Raw genomic sequence first — 18695 nt, 5'->3', positions numbered from 1 at the left:
ATTTAATTATTTAAGATAAAGCTCTTTAAAGTATTGAAATCGAGTACCTGGGACCACTAACTTCCAGATACTTGATTCTGGAATTATATTTTTAACGGCTAGCCTTTTTCCATCTGTAAAAGTGCGGTAAACTATAGCATAAAACAATAGCCCGACGGTCAACAAAGTGCCATCGATCCAATCTTTTTTACTACACCAGATCAATATCGCTAAAGGCGCCAAAATTATGAAATAGAAACAAAGTAAGTTTTTGATACTTAAAAAATTCATACCACTTCTTTATTATTAATCAAGAGATATATTCTCTTCTTGGGATTTTTTCAATAAAGCATTAAACTCTTCTGGAGTTAGGTTACCATAATAGAAGTTAATAGGATTGATACGCTCATTATCTTTAAACACTTCATAGTGTAAATGCGGTGCTTGTGACCTTCCTGTACTTCCTACATAACCAATAATATCACCTCTTTTTACCTTTTGACCTTTTCTGACATTATAGGGCTTTACCCTTCTTAAGTGAGCATAAAGTGATACATACCCAAAACCATGATCTATCCTTATATGATTACCATAACCAGAACTATTAGCATCTGCACGAGCAACAACACCATCACCTGTCGCAAAAACAGGTGTACCACGTGGTGCAGTAAAATCCATACCATAATGAAACTTTCTCGTTTTGTTAAATGGATCTGTACGGTAGCCATAACCACTTGCCATACGCGTTAAATCTTGATTACGAACTGGTTGTATTGCTGGTATAGAAGTAAGCAACTTCTCTTTATCTTCTGCTAGAGCAGCTATTTCTTCAAGAGATTTAGACTGTATTGCAGTACGTTTTTTTAATTTATCAATAGATTCCCTTAATTCAATTATTCTACTTGCAGACGGTTTTCCTTCATAACTTGAATATCTATTCACACCACCGAAACCTGCCTCGCGTTGCTCTGCCGGAATAGGGTTTGCGTCAAAGTATATGCGGTAAATCGTATTATCACGATCTTCTACATTTTCAATAACTCTTGCTAACTGGCCTACATCTTTTTGCATTTCATCTAGTTGAAGTTCTAGATACTCTACCTTATTACGTGCTTTTTTCAATTCTGGAGAAGCTAGAAAAGAATCTGCAAAAAGAAAAAGGACTAATCCAAAACAAAAACTCAGTAATATAAATAGCATACTTCTAAAAAAAAGTTTGCTTTTTTTAGTTTCTACCTTACGGTAGGAAAGAGTTTCAGAATCGTAGTAATACTTAACCTTTGCCATACGTTTTATTATGCTATTTTTGTGCTGCTCTAATGGATAAAAATAAGTAGAAAAAAGTTAGTGTTTGTTTCGCTTTCGCGAAAGCGGAATAACCACCACCTTTATCCTTAAGAACAAAAATAAGAAAATTGAACTAACCGCTATCACAGCTAGAATGAAGTCAAAACAAATACGCCAAACATTTCTTGAGTTTTTTGAAAATAAAAAACACCAAATTGTTCCTAGTGCACCTATGGTGATCAAAAATGATCCTACCTTGATGTTTACTAACGCGGGAATGAATCAATTTAAAGAGTATTTTTTAGGAAATTCTGACCCTAAAAATAACCGTATTACAGATTCTCAAAAATGTCTGCGAGTAAGTGGTAAACACAATGATCTTGAAGAGGTAGGTGTTGACACATATCACCATACGATGTTTGAGATGCTAGGAAACTGGAGTTTTGGCGATTATTTTAAGAAAGAAGCCATAACCTGGGCTTGGGAATTACTTACCGATGTTTATAAAATTGATAAAGACTGTCTTTATGTTACGATTTTTGAAGGTGACAAAAGTGAAAATCTAGATCGCGATACAGAAGCTTATAACTATTGGAAGGAATTGATTGATGAGGATCGCATTCTTAACGGTAACAAAGCAGATAATTTTTGGGAAATGGGCGCGCAAGGACCTTGTGGACCGTGTTCTGAAATACATGTAGACATTAGAAATGCTAATGAAAAAGCACAAGTAGATGGTGCTTCATTAGTTAACATGGATCATCCTCAAGTGGTAGAAATCTGGAACCTCGTTTTCATGCAGTACAATCGCATGGCAGACGGCTCTTTAAAAAATCTACCAGCCCAACATGTAGATACAGGAATGGGATTTGAGCGTCTTGCCATGGTTTTGCAAAACGTGCAGTCTAATTATGATACCGATGTTTTTACACCTCTTATTAGAGAAATAGAGACGATTACTGGACACAGCTATGGAAAAACAGAGCAAGAAGACATCGCCATAAGAGTTATTGCAGATCACGTAAGAGCGGTCTCTTTTTCTATTGCAGATGGTCAGTTGCCGTCTAATAATGGTGCAGGTTATGTCATACGTATGATCTTGCGTCGTGCTATACGCTATGGATTTACTTATTTGAACAAAAAAGAACCTTTTATTTACCAACTGGTCAACACGCTTTCTAAACAAATGGGCGATGCTTTTCCAGAGATAAAGTCACAAAAAAACCTGATTATAAATGTGATCAAGGAAGAAGAAGCTTCTTTCTTAAGAACTTTAGAAAATGGTCTTGCTCTACTAGATTCAATGGTTGTTAACATGAAGAGCGCAGGTTCTAGCATTCTAGATGGTAAAAAAGCTTTTGAATTAAATGATACGTATGGTTTCCCTAAAGAGTTAACTCGTTTGATTTTAAGTGAACAAGGTCTTCAAATGGATGAAGATGGATTTGCCGTTGCTCTTAAAAAACAACAAGATAGTTCTCGTAAAGCAAGTGCTACCGAAACTACAGACTGGACTATTTTAAGAGAAGATGACACCCAAGAATTTATAGGTTACGATCGATTAACGGCAGATGTTAGAATCTCAAAATATAGAAAAGTAACCAGTAAGAAAGATGGTGAACTGTATCAAATAGTCTTTAACATGACACCATTTTATGGAGAAAGTGGTGGACAAACAGGTGATAAAGGATATTTAGAAAGTTCGAGTGGTGATACGGTTTATATCATAGACACAAAAAAAGAAAATGGTCAAACCGTTCATTTAACTAAAAACTTACCGAATGAACTAGAGGGAACTTATAAAGTCATTGTAGATGCTCATCAAAGAGCGCGCACTGCTTCTAATCACACAGCCACTCACCTATTGCACCAAGCCCTAAGAAAAGTATTGGGAACACATGTAGAGCAAAAAGGCTCTATGGTACGCAGTGCCAGTTTACGATTTGACTTCTCTCATTTTTCAAAAGTGACCAACGAAGAATTAGTTGAAATTGAGAATTTTGTAAACGCAAGAATCAGAGAACAATTACCTCTAGAAGAAAATAGAAATAACACGTACGATCAGGCCATCGCAGAAGGAGCAATAGGCTTATTTGGTGAGAAATATGGGGATGTAGTTCGTACGATCAAATTTGGAAAAAGTCAAGAACTTTGTGGTGGTACGCATGTGAATAATACAGCTGATATCTGGCATTTTAAAATTACCAGTGAAAGTGCTGTAGCCTCTGGAATACGACGTATTGAAGCCATTTCTAGTGATGCTGTGAAAGACTTTTTTACTGAGCAATCAAAACATTTTGATGAGATAAAAGCCATATTAAAAAATCCTACAAAAAACCTAGCGGAATCTATTGAAGCACTTCAGGATGAAAACGCATCATTAAAAAAAGAAATTGAACAACTTTTAAAAGCAAAAGCTGGAAACCTTAAAGGTGATTTAATGGCTAGTGCAACTGTTATTAACGGAGTTAACTTTATTGCTACAAAAACAGATCTTGATGCAAAATCAGTAAAGGAATTAGCCTTTGATATCGAGAGAGAAATGGAAAACCTTTTCTTAATTATAGGAGCGGCAAATGGAGATAAAGCAACCTTAACAGTAATTCTAAGTAAGAATCTGGTAAAAGAAAAATCGCTAGACGCTGGTAAAATAGTACGCGAACTAGGAAAGCATATTCAAGGCGGCGGCGGCGGCCAGTCTCATTTTGCTACTGCTGGCGGTAAAAATGCTGCTGGGATTGATGCGGCGCTTGTGGCGGCTAGGGAAATGGTATAAAGATGGTAATTGAAGAAGCTATAACTATAGAAGATGCTTTAGTTGGGTTATTTTATCAAGCTCAAAATTCAAAAGTTTACAGGAATATTTAGAACGGTTACTCCTTTGATTTGGATTCTTTGCACCACGGTAATAGTTAGTTTTAAAGGATACTCTTTGTGGCTGCTTATTATAAACGTAATGATTAGTGCGTTATGGTTTTTATTGTACCCAATTAGGTTTAAAAAACTAAATATAAAGCAATATCGCAAGTATTTGAAAGATAAAATGGATGAGTTAGGTGATAACCTGACAGAAACCGATTTTTATCATTTACTACAGGACAAGATTATTGTTGTCGGTAATGGTATGGAATTTTCATTTAAACATGATGCAATCAATAAATCGATTGAATTGAACACGCATTTCGTACTATTTATAAAATCCGGCGGCACAATTTCTTTTAACAAAAACTCTTCTAACTACATAGATATATTTAATTATTTCAATTCCCTTGATATAATTAAGGAAACCGATTTAAATTGGAAAATGTAAACCTACAATATTGCTACTCCTCACTATTATTAGCAAGAAATGCACCATACTTTAGAATAGCCACAAAGAAAACACCACCGATGGCATTCCCTAGAAGGGATGTCGATTGAAAGGTTAGGTAATCGATAAAAGTAATCTTATCAGAAACTAAAAAGCCTGCAAAAACCTCTATACTGCCTACTATACTGTGATGCAGTCCAGCAAGTGCTATAACAAAGGTGACTATGTAAATAATCAATATTTTACCTGTTGCTTTGTGTGTAGAAGTAATGATCCAAGATAAAAGCGCCATCAACCATCCTGCTAGAACAGAGCTTACTAGAATAATATCTCTAGAGTAGTGATTCACATGATCACTTAGGTTTTCTATTCCTTGATAAGAAATGACACCTAATTGCGGACCTATCCAGACTAATAATGCCCCTATAAGATAACCTCCTACTAGATTTCCGAGGATGACTATTCCCCAAAGTGACATCAAATCACCTACCGTTTTACGACGACTTAATACCGGTAAAGACAACAACGATGTTTGTTCTGTGAACAGAATAGACTTACCTAAAACCACTAAAATGAAACCCAACGGATATAGAAAGGCGGCTAGATAAGGGATGTATTTATCATCGATTGTTCCATTGAAAAGAGTATAAACGATAGCGACTAGCATAAAGCTAAAACCAATTTCCAAACCTGCCATCAAGCTGCTTAAGAATGTAGACACTCTATTCTTGCGATAGGTATCCAGTCCTTCACATAATTGTTTTACCAAAATATCATCCTGATCTTCAATCTCTTCTTTATCAGATTTAGTATCTATAATTTCTTCAACTTCTTTTTTTGACATAATTATACCTTACCTATTTATCATACTTTTCTAGTATACTAGCATCAAAAGAAAGATAACCTTATCTCACTAAAAATTTCCTCAATTAATTCATAAAAAAACAAATTACCATTAATTAAAATCTATTTATACCAACCTTTCGTAACTATTTACCTTAAATAACTACATATATGATATGAGTAGCGGTGGTTCCATACAGGCAATGATTACAGCGATGAAGAATAATGCAGCGCTTAAAAAATCACGTTTAAAATTTAAAGGACTCGATTCGGGATCGAGCTATTATAACGGTAAAATAAAAGAGAAAAGATTTACTCCACAGCAGGTTCAAGCAGTTAAAGATGCTTATCAACTAGAAGTGAAGACTGCCAGAAGAAAAACCATAGCAACTTTTATTATCACCGTAATTCTTGTCCCTATATTTTTGTACGGTTTAATACAACTTTACCTATTCATGTTTGTGTAAGTGAAGTAATCCATTTTCTCTAGTTTAGTTTTCACGTTTACTTTTGATATACTTTTTATTAAGATCGTACCTTTGAAATACCATAGAATCAATTGAAAATGAAACTTACCACTACGGTTCCTGTTAAAACTTTAACTAACTTAATTGATTACCAATCAAAAGTCACTTTATTAGGCAGTTGTTTTACAGAAAACATAGGTAATAAACTAGCTTACTATGGTTTTGACGTTGTTGTTAATCCATTTGGGATTGTATTTAATTCTACTAGTATAAAATTGCTTGTAAAAAGAGCTGTGAAAAATCAAGCTTTCACCCTTGAAGATTGTACGTCTCATTTCTCCTATCTAGTTCATTCTGATTTAAATGATAACGACCCTAAACAGCTACTCAAAAATCTAAACAACGGTTTAGAAAAGTTACAAATTGCATTAAAAAATAGCACACACCTATTCATCACATTAGGAACCGCTTGGGTTTACAGAAATTTAGAAAAAAATATGATCGTTGCAAATTGTCATAAACAACCGCAACATCTATTTAAAAAAGAACTGCTTGATATTGAAGAAATCTCCTTTGATCAGGAAGAGATTTATAATTTAGTAAAAACGGTAAATCCCAGTATTTCTATCACTTATACACTATCGCCAGTACGTCATATCAAAGATGGTTTTGTAGAAAACCAACGCAGTAAAGCAAGACTACATGAGGCTATTCAATCTCAAGTAGATCAAAATAAGGCGCACTATTTCCCAGCCTATGAAATTGCTATGGACGAGTTGAGAGACTACAGATTCTATTCTCGTGATATGGTTCATTTAAATGAGGTAGCCATAGATTTTATTTGGTCTCGCTTTCGCGAAAGCGGAATCAACAAAAACACTTTACCACAACAAAAAGCTGTGGAAAAATATAGAAAACTGTCGCATCATAGACCAACCGATACTTTATCTCATGAAGTAAAATTGAAACAAATGCGAGAAAAGTTAATTGAACAATTTCCAAAAACACAGCTGTAAATGAAGGATATTTTTAAATATATCATTAGTGGATTAATCGCTGTGGCTATATTTTATTTTGTAACACGTTTGATGGATCAAAATAGAGAGAAAGAACAACTTATTGCACAAACAGCTCTAATTGAAAAAGAAATAAACAACGTTAGCAAGCTAGTAGTAACAGAAATGAAGTATGAGATAAATGCAGAAGACAAAAATATAACGATAAAATAGATTCCCAAACCAGAAGTAATTATTGATCCTAATCTTACCTTTTATAAAATGGATAATGGGTTACTTAACCGGTTTGAAGGTAAAGATTATAACACTATAACTAGAAAGGTGAAAAGTGATCTGAAGAAAAAAATTGAAAAAGATCAGTTAATAAAAAATGCTCAAAACAGATTAGTAACTGAATTGAGCAATATTTATATTTTGAGTAATTCTATGGGCTGGAAACTAGTTTATAATGATAAACAAGTTAATAGTTCTAGCGAGATCAATACTTTTTTATTCTAGTCTATTCTTCCATTATTTTATGTTCTACAGCAGCTTTATCGTATTCTGCCTCCAGTAACTGATAATACTTGTTGAATATCTCTTTCTTGATATTACAACTTTTATTGTTGCGCTCTAATGCCTTTGCAAATTCCTCCTGACTAATCTTATTATCCATAAAATCTGTTGTCAATTGTGGACGCTCCATTTTACAAGATGCATAATCATTATAAGCCTTTACATAGCTTTTATAAATATCACTACTCTTGATAGGATCATCACTTGAGGATACCGCTTCTTTCTCACCTGAAGTACAACTAGCTATCAACGCTAGAGATAGTATTAGAAATATCTTTTTCATCATGATAATTTTTAAGGTAAAAATAAACACTAGTTTTTTTTAATCAAAATTGACTTTCACTTTTTTACAATTGCTACCATCAATTTCTTCAAGGTTAGCATTTTTAAAGTTTTAATACTAATTTTTAAATCAAAAATCCCTTTCTAATTAAATAGAAAAGGATTTTACTAACTCAACTAAATCTAAGATTATTCTCTACGTTTGCGATCTTTATATTCTCTAATCATTTTACGTCTGAAATCCATTTCGGCCTTCTTTAACTTAAGGAAGCGCTTTGCTCCTATTACTGCTATAATTTCATCGTGCTTGTAATCTAAATTAGTAGCGCTTATTTTTTGATCCAAGGTAACCATTTGATCAACATATGAAATAGCCTGCTTCTCATTCATAGTTTCAAACTCACCTTCCATCTTTTTAATCAAGTCTTTTTTTAATTTTTCTAAACGGTCACGCTCTTCTTTTACGGTGTTGTACAACGGCCAGAATTTTTGTGCTTCTTTAGTGGTTAAATCTAACTCTTTAGTTATGTGCGCTATAGAAAGTGCTTTAATCTTATCTCGCATTTCTTTTCTATGGCTTTTATGGTCTTTTTTACCATCAGCACCTTGCGCATTTACCATAAACGAACAAAGCAATATCAATGTTAGGAGTACGTATCTCATTCTGTTATTATTTCATTTAAGGTAGTGTCTTCCATGAGGTAATCAAAAAGCTCACTATCTGTTATATCATCTTCTATTTCTATAGTATTCAAAATACTATTATCTGCATATAATATCTCTATGGACTCGTCATCCTGTAAAAAGTTCGAACCAGCTATATAATCTCTTAATTCTTGATCTCCTACGTCTGCAAATGTAATTTGACTATTTGAAAACATTCCTTGTATAGTTACCAATGCTATAAAAAATGCTGCTACTGCCAGTAAAGGATACAGCCATGATTTATTATTTGAAGATTGTAACGGAATTACTTTAGTTTCTTCAGTTACTTGTTGCATAATACGATCCTGTAAAGAAGAAAAGTAATGATCAGGCGTTTTAAAACCTGCATGCTCTTCATTTTGATGTTCAAGAGTCTTTTCTAACACACGATCAGTAAGTTGGTCAAAGTAACCATCCGGTACTTTAAAACCTGCTTTATTATGTATGTTATTCTTTTTCATATTCTTATGACTTCTTTAAAGTCCATTAGTTTAATCTTCTTTAAGATATTTTTCAACTTTTTTTGCTGCGATATGATAGGTACTTTTTACTGCACCTTCTGTCAGATCCAAAATTTCTGCGATTTCCTTAAACATAAGATCGTCATAATATCTTAAATTAAATATCTGTCTTTGTCGATCTGGTAACTGATAAAGTGCTTTTTTAAGAGCTAGCTCTATCTCGTCACTAGTAAAATAGACATCTGCCTCTAATTTTTCAATTAAATGATCTTGAAGTTCTTGAGAAGACAACTGCATTTTATTTGCTCTACGATTAAGGAAAGTAATACTTTCATTGTGTGCAATTCTAAACATCCATGTAGACAACTTACTATCTCCATTGAAGTTTTTTATCCCTCTAAATATTTTGATAAAAACATTTTGTAGAACATCATCTGCATCATCGTGAACAAGTACCATTTTTCTAATTTGCCAGTACAACTGTTCTTGATTTTGCGCCACTAACAAACGAAACCCTTGATTTGCAGTAGCATCATCGAGAATCAAAGAAATAATTTCTTTGTCTGTTGTCTTATTCATACCTTACTAGGACCATAGATTCCACCAAAAGTTTAATTGAGTTTAAAAGTAATTTAAATGTTTCGTTAACGTTTAACATTCTACATTATAATTATATTTACTCTTTATTTAAAAACTATGAATCAAGATAATTTCCCTCAATACGATCAACAGTTTGAAGCACTATCACATGTTACTGATGACGTAAGAGCAGATTTTTATAAGAAAACTTACGGCCATGTAGCTGCGGCAGTTCTTTTATTTGTGGTACTGGAAACCCTTTTATTACAAGTACAACCTCTAGTTGACTTTATGTTTAGTCTGGCACAAGGCTGGACCTGGTTATTGGTCTTAGGTGCTTTTATGTGGGCAACTTCTTATGCAGAAAAAAAGGCGCATACTTCTCATGACCGCAACCAGCAGTATTTAGGATTAGGGCTTATAGTTCTTGCCTATGCCGTTATCTTCTTACCATTGATCTCTATTGCCTTACAATATCAACAGTATTATGAAGGTAGTAGTGAAAGTAATTTACTGAGTCAGGCTGCATTTGTAACACTTTCTTTATTTGCTGCATTAAGTGCTGTAGTACTTGTTACTAAAAAAGATTTTTCTTTTCTTAAAAGTATTCTTACTGTAGGTTTTATAATTGCAATAGGATTCATAATTGCAGGAATGATTTTTGGATTTGATTTAGGTCTTTTCTTTAGTGGTGCAATGGTTGTTCTCGCTGCTGGAACGATTTTATATCAAACTTCAAACCTTGTTCATGAATACCACACAGATCAATATGTAGGCGCTGCCGTGGGATTATTCTCTTCGTTAATGCTGTTGTTCTGGTATATTTTACAAATCTTTATGTCTCGCGATTAAAATCATCCACTACATAATACTACAACCCAATTCCGAAACCTTCTGGCTAGGTCCTTATGTCATAGCGGCATTTGCATTTGGACTATTTATGGTATTAGTACATTTCGTTTTACGCAGTCTGCAAGGTAAGCGAGACTTTATATGGTACAGACAGATACGGAGTAATAAAAAGTTACCGCTTTCGCGAAAGCGAGTTCTACAATCCTACCCTTTTTATAGCCATCTTAATGAGAAGTATCAAAAGGAATTTGAACACAGAGTAGCGGCTTTTGTAGATGCTAAAAAGTACAGAAATAGATATGAAGGAACTATTACTGATGAACAAATGATCCTGGTAGCCTGCGTTGCCTGTCGTTTAAGCTTTGGAAGGCGTAATTACCTATATCCTTTATTAAGTACCATCTTGTTTTTTCCTGAACCCTTCATGAGCCCAACTAATGAGTCGTTACATAAAGGAGAATTTAATCCAACGGCAAAGGTTCTGGCTATTTCCTGGAAAGATTTTAAAGAAGGGATGGATATTACTAATGATAATTTACATTTAGGCCTGCACGAATTCACACACGTGATTCATTTTGAAAGTGAACACAGTAGCGATATTGATGCAGAGCGCTTCAAAAAATATACTAGAAAAATATTATTAGAATTAATGAAACCAGAAACACGTAGTAAACTAGATGCCACACGTTTTTTCAGAGAATATGCGTTTACCAATCAATACGAGTTCATGGCGGTTCTTGTAGAATACTATTTTGAATCTAACGCTGATTTTAAAATAGAATTTCCGTCCATTTACAGTCATCTTACTAAGGCATTACTCTACAAGGAAGAGTGGATTTTAAATTAGTATTTAATATTTATAAAAAATTACTGTTCTAAGACCCTTATTTCCGGGAAAATTCTAGAATCACACTATAAAAAACCCAAAGGTTTTGGAAACCTTTGGGGTTTGATAATTAAAAGACTTAGAAAATCAACTAGTCTCTAGTCAGTTTTTTATAACGTATTCTTTTAGGAGCATGATCACCTAAACGTTTTTTCTTATTCTCTTCATACTCTGTAAAACTACCTTCAAACGAATAGATTTGTGAATCTCCTTCAAAAGCAATAATATGTGTACAAACCCTATCTAAGAACCATCTATCGTGAGATATAATAACTGCACAACCTGCAAAGTTATCCAATCCTTCTTCCAGTGCTCTTAATGTATTTACATCCAGATCATTAGTAGGCTCATCCAGTAGCAACACATTTCCTTCTTCTTTAAGTGTCATGGCAAGGTGCAAACGGTTGCGTTCTCCACCAGAAAGTGTAGAAACCTTTTTATTTTGCTCGCTTCCTGAGAAGTTAAAACGACTTAAATAAGCTCTAGAATTCACCATCTTTCCTCCCATCATGATCATATCCTGACCATCAGAGAAATTTTCCCAAATCGATTTATTTGAATCAATATTAGAATGTGATTGATCTACATAAGCCAGTTGCACTGTTTCTCCTACAGTAAAAGACCCTTTATCTGGCTTTTCCTGTTCCATAATCATTTTGAAAATAGTGGTTTTACCAGCACCATTTGGTCCAATGATACCTACTATACCATTTTGTGGAAGTACAAAGTTCAAGTCTTCATAAAGTAATTTATCACCAAAGGCTTTACTTACTCCATTTGCCTCAATAACGTTTGTTCCTAAACGTGGACCATTAGGTATGTAGATCTCTAATTTTTCTTCTTTGACCTTTTGATCTTCATTTAAAAGCTTGTCATAATTATTTAAACGCGCTTTCTGTTTGGTCTGACGACCTTTAGCACCTTGACGTACCCAATCCAGCTCTCGAGCCAGTGTTTTTTGTCTTTTAGACTCTGTTTTCTCTTCTTTTCTCAGTCGGTCACCTTTTTGCTCTAACCAGCTAGAATAATTTCCTTTCCATGGAATTCCTTCACCACGATCTAGTTCAAGGATCCATCCAGCAACATTATCTAAGAAATATCTATCATGCGTTACCGCGATTACCGTTCCTTTATACTGTGCAAGATGTTGCTCTAACCATAATACAGATTCTGCATCAAGGTGGTTAGTAGGCTCATCCAGTAATAAAATTTCTGGTTGTTGTAATAATAACCTACAAAGTGCTACACGACGTCGCTCTCCACCAGACAGGTTTTTAATCTCTGCTTCTCCTGGAGGCGTTCTCAGAGCATCCATAGCAATTTCTAGCTTGGTATCTAGTTCCCATGCATTTAACGCATCGATTTTATCCTGAAGAACCGCCTGACGGTTCATCAATTTTTCCATCTTATCTGCATCAGAGTACACTTCTTCTAGACCAAAATCATCATTGATCTTGTTGTATTCATCAAGAACAGCAACTGTTTCTGCAACGCCTTCACGCACGATTTCCATAACCGTTTTAGTCTCATCCAGTTGTGGCTCTTGCTCTAGATAACCGACATTATAACCGGGTAAGAAATTAATATCACCCTGATAATTCTTTTCAATACCAGCAATAATCTTCATTAAAGTAGATTTACCAGAACCATTAAGACCTAGAATACCAATTTTTGCACCATAGAAAAAACTAAGGTGTATGTTTTTCAATACTTGTTTTCCAGTGCTTTGATAGGTCTTTGAAAGACCAGACATAGAAAAAATTACTTGTTTATCGTCGCTCATTTGATGTGCTTTTTTCTTGTAAAATTTTATATAACTGTGTTAGGGAATCATTTTCATAACGCTTTCGCGAAAGCCTAACAGCATCCATCCCTTTTGATTTAATATAAAGACCTTTCTCTGAAAGATCTATTTTCTCTAACTCTTTAAAGGTAAATCCAAATGTTTTTCTACCTACTAATTTTATGGTAATTGATTTAAGACTATAGGATACAGAGTTGCGTGTTGAAAAGCCTTCAAAACTATTCATGTAAAAGAAAGTTACTGCTAGTAACGCTGCAATAGAACTGTATAAGCGCAAATCTAGAAAAAAAAGAACTGCTGCAGAAATCAACATGAAAACAGCTATAAGAAGTATGACTCTATATCTAGCCTCATTCATGTCCTTAAAATGAATCACTTCCTTCACTTATACCCTACCTTTTAATGCATTAAAGACCCAAGCGATAGCAAAAAAACCAACACCTATCGCTCCAAAACCCCAACCAATATCCGTATAACGATAAATTCCTAGAGCAATAAGCCCAATACCTATAACGATCATTATTAAAGTGGCCCAGCCTAGGACTCCGTTTTTATTCAATGCCATATTCTAAAATTAATTTGCAAATATACATAGTTAAATGCGGCTTATGACTTTTTAAATATCGATGAAACGCAATTCTATAGGATTAAAAGTTTAAAAAAAATATAAATATGATGCTATTTGAAACTTTGGATTCTTATCTACGTTATATTTGTTTAGTTTTAATCTAAGGAAAAACGCGATCTGTCAACACATTTAAATACTAATATTCAACACCTTAAGTCTAATTTAAAGAATACCGCAAAAAACAATCGTCACATTGAAAACAATAATTTTAAAAAAATATATTTTACTCATCTTATTTGTGATGATAGGTTATCAAGGATTTGCTCAACTTATAACTACTTCTACAACTTTAACGGTAGATCAATTAGTACAACAATCTTTGGGTAATAATTGTGTTGAAATTAGAAATGTAACTTCAAATATGAATGGGTCTGTAGATGGTTTAGATAGTTTTGGTAGTTTTACCCAAGGTAGTTCTTCTTTTCCTTTTTCTAATGGCTTTTTTCTAAGTACCGGCGATGGTGATAAAATAGGAAATAATACGATAGGAACTGATTTAAGCGATGGAACAACCGCATGGACAGGCGATGCCGATCTTGAAAACTTTACTGGTATTGCTAATACCGTAAACGCAACCGTAATAGAATTTGATTTAATTAGTACTTCAAACAAAATTAGTTTTAATTATTTACTAGCTTCTGAAGAGTATCAACAAAACTTTCCTTGTAATGTAGGTGATCGTTTTGCATTGCTCTTGAGACCGTTAGGAGGTACCTATCAAAATATTGCCGTGCTTCCTGGCACTAACACTCCTGTTGGAATAGACACTGTCCATCCAGAAATAGTAGGGCAATGTCCTGCTACAAATCCTAATTACTTTGCTGGTCAAATGCTGGGCGACACTAACTTTCAAGGAAGGACCGTGACTTTAACTGCAGCTGCAGACGTAATTCCTAATACCACCTATCATTTAAAAATGGTTATTGCAGATCAATCTAGTTTTGATCCTACAGGATACGACAGCGCCATTTTCATAGAAGCAGGAAGTTTACAGGCCGAAGTTGATTTAGGTCCGGACTTATTTCCATGTGTAGAAGCTACACTAAATGCTACTATTGATAATAATCTAGCGACTTTTAGATGGTTTAGAAACAATACAGAACTGATAGGTGAAACAAGTAGTACTCTTAATGTAACAGTTACTGGAGATTACCGAGTTGAAATAACGGTTGTGTTACCTGGATCAAATTGCATTATATCTGATGATGTAACTGTTACCATTGATCCAAATCAATTAAATATTAATATTCCAGATCAAGAACTTTGTGATGATGTAAGTGCTGACGGTTTTGAATCCTTCAATTTGCTAGCCGTAGCAAATAATGCATTAACACAACTGCCAACAGGTACTTACACAACTGGATTTTATTTTGATCAAAGCGACGCCCAAAATCAATCTAATCCTTTAACAGATGATTATACAAATATCAGTAATCCGCAAACAGTGTTTTTACGTATTACAGATTCCAACACAGGTTGTCAAAATATTTTACCTGTGAATCTATTAGTTTCAGAAGTTGTTGATGCGACAGATTTTGCCTTTACTACTTGTGATGATAATAATGATGGTTTTGTATCTATAGATCTATCACAATTTGACACTGAAGTTTCTACGACTACTACAAATGTTACGATTACTTACCATGCGACAGAAAACGATGCGATAAATAACATTCAAAACCTCCCTACATTCTATACTAATACTGGAAATCCTGATACCATTTATGCGAGAGTAACAAATGATTTAACAAGTTGCTTTGCAACTAGTGAAATAACTTTAGATGTACTCCTACCACCTGTTTTAGATTCTACTTTTGCACTAATAGATGCTTGCGATCAAGATAATGATGGATTTGCAACCTTTGACATCACAAGCGCTATTCCAGAATTAACAACAAACGTTGCTAATTTTATTATCAGTTATCATCTTTCACAAACTGATGCTCTTGATAATTTAAACCCAATTGCAAATCCGAATGCTTTTAACAATAGTACACCAAGAATACAAAGAATCTATATTAGGTTTGAATCTATATCAACTGGTTGTTCTATTATAGCAGACGTAGACCTAAATACTAATTTACTTTTAGATAGAACTAACATTCAAGACAGTATAACTTGTGATGACAACAGCAATGATGGAATAGAAGGGTTTGATTTTGATTTAATCCAAACGCTTTTTATTAATGGATTACAGGACGTCAATATTGAGTTTTTTGAAAATGAAGCAGATCAACTCGCAGACACCAACCAACTGGATCCAACGATAGAGTATTTCAGTACAAGTAACCCACAAGTCATCTATATAAGAATCAATAGTCCTACATGTACTGAATTTTCTGATTTTGAATTAATAGTAGAACCATATTTTGAATCGGCTCCTATTTTAGATCAAAGCTATTGTGATGAAGATCAGGATCTATTTACCTTCATAGAACTGAATGAATTTGATGACGCTGTTAGAGGTTCATTTGGTAACGATCATTCTGTACGTTACTACCTATCACAATTAGATGCAGATAACGGAATTAATCCAGTGACTGGATTTGTTAATAGTTCAAATCCAGTGACTGTTTATGGAGAGCTGATTGCACCCAATGGATGTAGCGATTATCAACCTTTTAATATTAATATTCTTCCTGCACCTTTATCAGGAACACCAGCAGGGTTCATTATTTGTGATACTGATCAAGATGGCTTTTTTACAGTTGACCTTACATCACAAGAGGCGCAAATAACAACGGAATCAAATCGAAGTTTTACTTATCATAATGATTCTAATGATGCCAGCCTAGGCATAAATGCTATTAGTAATCCTAATTCTTACAATGCACAAACAGAAATAGTTTTTGTAAGGGTAGAAAACATCCTTACTGGTTGTGAAACTGTAGTCCAGCAACCAATATTAGTAAATACATTACCAGTATTCACTACCATTACCACCTACCAGATTTGTGAATCTGATGGTGATGACATAGAAGATTTTTTCTTTTTCACAAAGGATGTTGAGATCCTAAATGGACAAGTAGGCAAAACAGCGCGCTATTACACCAACGCTGCAGATGCAAATTCTAGCATCAATGAAATTGATAAATTCAATGCTTTTCAAAACAGTAGTAATCCTGAAACCATATGGGTAAGAGTGGAGAATGACAGCGATACGTCCTGTTATGGAGTGGACTCCTTTTTAATCCAAGTTGATGATTCTCCTACTTACAACGCACCAGCAGACTTAAGAATTTGCGATGATAATAATGATGGAATAGCCAGTTTAGATTTGCAGCAGACCACAGATGCTATAACAGCTGGAATATCTACAAATTTAACTGTAACTTTTCACGAATCAGTCTTTGAAGCAGAATCCAGTACCAATGCTTTATCCACCAACTTTACCAACAGTACAAATCCACAAATTATCTATGCGAGAATAAGTAATGATGAAAATTGTTTTGAAATAGAAGATATCGTTATTAATATAGTTGATAGTCCACAAACGAATCTAATAACCGCCTCTACAACTTGTGATGATGATCTTGATGGATTTACTACTTTTGATTTAACCTCTAGAGAAGCAGATTTGGTTGGATCTAGACCTTTTAACTCGACATTATCATGGCATACAAGTATTCTAGATGCAGAAAACGATACTAACCCTATTGTAAACGACACATCATTTACTAATACTAGCAATCCTCAAACTGTTTACTTAAGGTTTTATAATACTGTATCTATGTGTTTTGATATAGGAACCTTAGAGTTAATTGTAAACCTACCACCACAATTAAATACAGGTATAGAGCTTGTAATTTGCGATAACCCTTCTCCAACCGCAAATTTAAATGAAGTAACTGCACTTCTTATCGATCCATTACCTGCTGGTGTTACCACTGGTTTTTACGAAACAGTTGCAGATGCCGAGAATAGTACAAACGAGATCAGTCCTACGTATAATTACACATCAAATAACGCGACTCTTTTCATACGAGCAGATGATAGTAACTCTGGCTGCTTCTCAACGGCTAGTTTCAATCTTATTGTACAAACACCTCCACAAATAGCAGCCTCTGGAACCTACAATATCAGAGAATGTGATGATAACTTTGATGAAGAACTAAACTTTGATCTTTCTAGTAACAACAATACTATTCTAAATGGGTTGAGCACCACAACGCATACCGTACAATACTTCTCTACAGAAACAGATGCAGAAAACAATACAAATGAATTAATAGACACTAATGTAATTGTGAATCAATCCGACACTTTCTATGTTCGTGTAACAAACACCACATTAGGTTGCTCCACTACTGGCGAGTTTGAAGTAATTGTAGATCCATTACCATTAGTGACTGTAGATCCTTTTCAAGTAATATGTAATGACAGCTTTGTAATTGTAAATGCGTCTACAGGTAATTCTGGCGATCGCTATTTATGGTCAACAGGAGAAACTACAAATTCCATTAATATAAGAACACCAGGTGATTATACTGTTCAAGTAACAAGCGCAAGAGGCTGTGCATCACCAGTACGTTCATTTACTGTAATAGCATCTGAAACTGCAAACGTGGACTTTGTAGCATCTACTAATTTTGAAAATCCTAATACCATAGTAGTAAATGTTAATGGTATAGGAGATTATCAATATGTTTTAGATAATGGCCCAGCACAAATGAGCAACGTCTTTACTAATGTGAGTAGAGGATTTCATGAGGTACGTGTTATAGATTTAAATGGCTGTGCACCGACGCCACCGCAAATAGTTCTGATTATAGATTATCCACGATTCTTTACTCCTAACAATGATGGGTTCAATGATACTTGGTATGTAGATAAGATTGATACTTTTGAACAGGCCACTTTTTATATTTATGACAGATATGGCAAACTATTAAAGAACTTTGGTAAAGATTTTAATGGTTGGGATGGAACTTATAACGGTAACCCAATGCCATCATCAGATTATTGGTTTACTTTAGAGGTAAGAGATTCTAGAGGTAATTATGATGTAAAGGGACATTTTTCTTTGAAGAGGTAATTTCTC

At 34.3% G+C, this 18695-nt stretch carries 19 protein-coding genes; 9 read left to right on the top strand and 10 right to left on the bottom strand.

The window, feature by feature from the left end:
* Positions 1–6: 6 nt before the first annotated feature.
* Both ACTF54_RS10900 and ACTF54_RS10895 read right to left on the bottom strand, forming a co-directional pair.
* Positions 7–270, bottom strand: a complete 264-nt coding sequence (locus ACTF54_RS10900; RefSeq protein ID WP_347196189.1) for a hypothetical protein — start codon at positions 268–270, stop codon at positions 7–9.
* Between the two features lie 15 nt (positions 271–285).
* Entirely contained in the window at positions 286–1266 is a 981-nt protein-coding gene (locus ACTF54_RS10895; RefSeq protein ID WP_347196190.1) for a M23 family metallopeptidase, read from the bottom strand.
* A 154-nt stretch (positions 1267–1420) separates the two neighbouring features.
* Between ACTF54_RS10895 and alaS the strand changes: the two genes are divergently transcribed.
* A complete protein-coding gene (gene alaS, locus ACTF54_RS10890; RefSeq protein WP_438969343.1) occupies positions 1421–4042 on the top strand; it encodes an alanine--tRNA ligase in 2622 nt (873 codons plus the stop codon).
* Positions 4043–4084: 42 nt separating this feature from the next.
* Positions 4085–4576 (top strand): hypothetical protein, encoded by a 492-nt coding sequence (locus ACTF54_RS10885; RefSeq protein ID WP_438969342.1) that lies wholly within the window; start codon positions 4085–4087, stop codon positions 4574–4576.
* 13 nt (positions 4577–4589) lie between these two features.
* On the opposite strand, the gene ACTF54_RS10880 is transcribed toward ACTF54_RS10885, so the two are convergent.
* The gene (locus ACTF54_RS10880; RefSeq protein ID WP_347196193.1) at positions 4590–5420 is read right to left on the bottom strand and encodes a formate/nitrite transporter family protein; all 831 of its coding nucleotides are present in this window, start codon (positions 5418–5420) and stop codon (positions 4590–4592) included.
* Positions 5421–5595: 175 nt separating this feature from the next.
* Between ACTF54_RS10880 and ACTF54_RS10875 the strand changes: the two genes are divergently transcribed.
* The 4 genes from ACTF54_RS10875 to ACTF54_RS10860 all read left to right on the top strand — a co-directional run bounded on the left by ACTF54_RS10875 (position 5596) and on the right by ACTF54_RS10860 (position 7400).
* Positions 5596–5886 carry a hypothetical protein gene (locus ACTF54_RS10875; protein WP_347196194.1) on the top strand — a complete coding sequence of 97 codons (291 nt, stop codon included), beginning with the start codon at positions 5596–5598 and terminating at the stop codon, positions 5884–5886.
* Positions 5887–5984: 98 nt separating this feature from the next.
* Positions 5985–6902 carry a GSCFA domain-containing protein gene (locus tag ACTF54_RS10870; RefSeq protein WP_347196195.1) on the top strand — a complete coding sequence of 306 codons (918 nt, stop codon included), beginning with the start codon at positions 5985–5987 and terminating at the stop codon, positions 6900–6902.
* Positions 6903–7115, top strand: coding sequence for a hypothetical protein (locus ACTF54_RS10865; RefSeq protein ID WP_438969341.1), 213 nt, complete (start codon positions 6903–6905; stop codon positions 7113–7115).
* Positions 7116–7400: a DUF4230 domain-containing protein gene (locus ACTF54_RS10860; protein ID WP_438969365.1), complete on the top strand. Its 285-nt coding sequence runs from the start codon at positions 7116–7118 to the stop codon at positions 7398–7400. It begins immediately after the preceding gene.
* 1 nt (position 7401) lies between these two features.
* On the opposite strand, the gene ACTF54_RS10855 is transcribed toward ACTF54_RS10860, so the two are convergent.
* From ACTF54_RS10855 to ACTF54_RS10840, 4 genes are all read right to left on the bottom strand, one after another.
* Complete coding sequence (locus ACTF54_RS10855) at positions 7402–7740, bottom strand: hypothetical protein (RefSeq protein WP_438969340.1); 339 nt, start codon at positions 7738–7740, stop codon at positions 7402–7404.
* 188 nt (positions 7741–7928) lie between these two features.
* Complete coding sequence (locus tag ACTF54_RS10850) at positions 7929–8402, bottom strand: sensor of ECF-type sigma factor (protein WP_347196197.1); 474 nt, start codon at positions 8400–8402, stop codon at positions 7929–7931.
* Entirely contained in the window at positions 8399–8905 is a 507-nt protein-coding gene (locus tag ACTF54_RS10845) for a hypothetical protein (protein ID WP_438969339.1), read from the bottom strand. The genes ACTF54_RS10850 and ACTF54_RS10845 overlap by 4 nt, the downstream gene beginning before the upstream one ends.
* 30 nt (positions 8906–8935) lie before the next feature.
* A complete protein-coding gene (locus ACTF54_RS10840; protein WP_438969338.1) occupies positions 8936–9484 on the bottom strand; it encodes an RNA polymerase sigma factor in 549 nt (182 codons plus the stop codon).
* A gap of 117 nt (positions 9485–9601) precedes the next feature.
* On the opposite strand from ACTF54_RS10840, the gene ACTF54_RS10835 reads away from it, so the two are divergent.
* On the top strand, positions 9602–10336 hold the full coding sequence (locus ACTF54_RS10835) for a Bax inhibitor-1/YccA family protein (RefSeq protein ID WP_438969337.1): 735 nt from the start codon (positions 9602–9604) through the stop codon (positions 10334–10336).
* A gap of 88 nt (positions 10337–10424) precedes the next feature.
* A complete protein-coding gene (locus ACTF54_RS10830) occupies positions 10425–11183 on the top strand; it encodes a zinc-dependent peptidase (RefSeq protein WP_347196201.1) in 759 nt (252 codons plus the stop codon).
* Positions 11184–11313: 130 nt separating this feature from the next.
* Here ACTF54_RS10830 and ettA read toward each other — a convergent pair whose 3' ends face one another.
* Genes ettA through ACTF54_RS10815 form a run of 3 tightly spaced genes read right to left on the bottom strand, consistent with a single transcriptional unit; the run spans position 11314 to position 13591 of the window.
* Complete coding sequence (gene ettA, locus ACTF54_RS10825) at positions 11314–13005, bottom strand: energy-dependent translational throttle protein EttA (protein WP_438969336.1); 1692 nt, start codon at positions 13003–13005, stop codon at positions 11314–11316.
* On the bottom strand, positions 12992–13402 hold the full coding sequence (locus ACTF54_RS10820; protein WP_347196203.1) for a hypothetical protein: 411 nt from the start codon (positions 13400–13402) through the stop codon (positions 12992–12994). The genes ettA and ACTF54_RS10820 overlap by 14 nt, the downstream gene beginning before the upstream one ends.
* A 9-nt stretch (positions 13403–13411) precedes the next feature.
* A complete protein-coding gene (locus tag ACTF54_RS10815) occupies positions 13412–13591 on the bottom strand; it encodes a CAL67264 family membrane protein (protein ID WP_347196204.1) in 180 nt (59 codons plus the stop codon).
* Positions 13592–13847: 256 nt separating this feature from the next.
* Between ACTF54_RS10815 and ACTF54_RS10810 the strand changes: the two genes are divergently transcribed.
* Positions 13848–18689, top strand: coding sequence for a choice-of-anchor L domain-containing protein (locus ACTF54_RS10810; protein WP_438969335.1), 4842 nt, complete (start codon positions 13848–13850; stop codon positions 18687–18689).
* Positions 18690–18695: the final 6 nt, after the last annotated feature.

The organism is Nonlabens sp., assembly GCF_965657255.1.
GTDB lineage: Bacteria > Bacteroidota > Bacteroidia > Flavobacteriales > Flavobacteriaceae > Nonlabens.
This window is presented reverse-complemented; position numbering and strand designations above follow the sequence as displayed.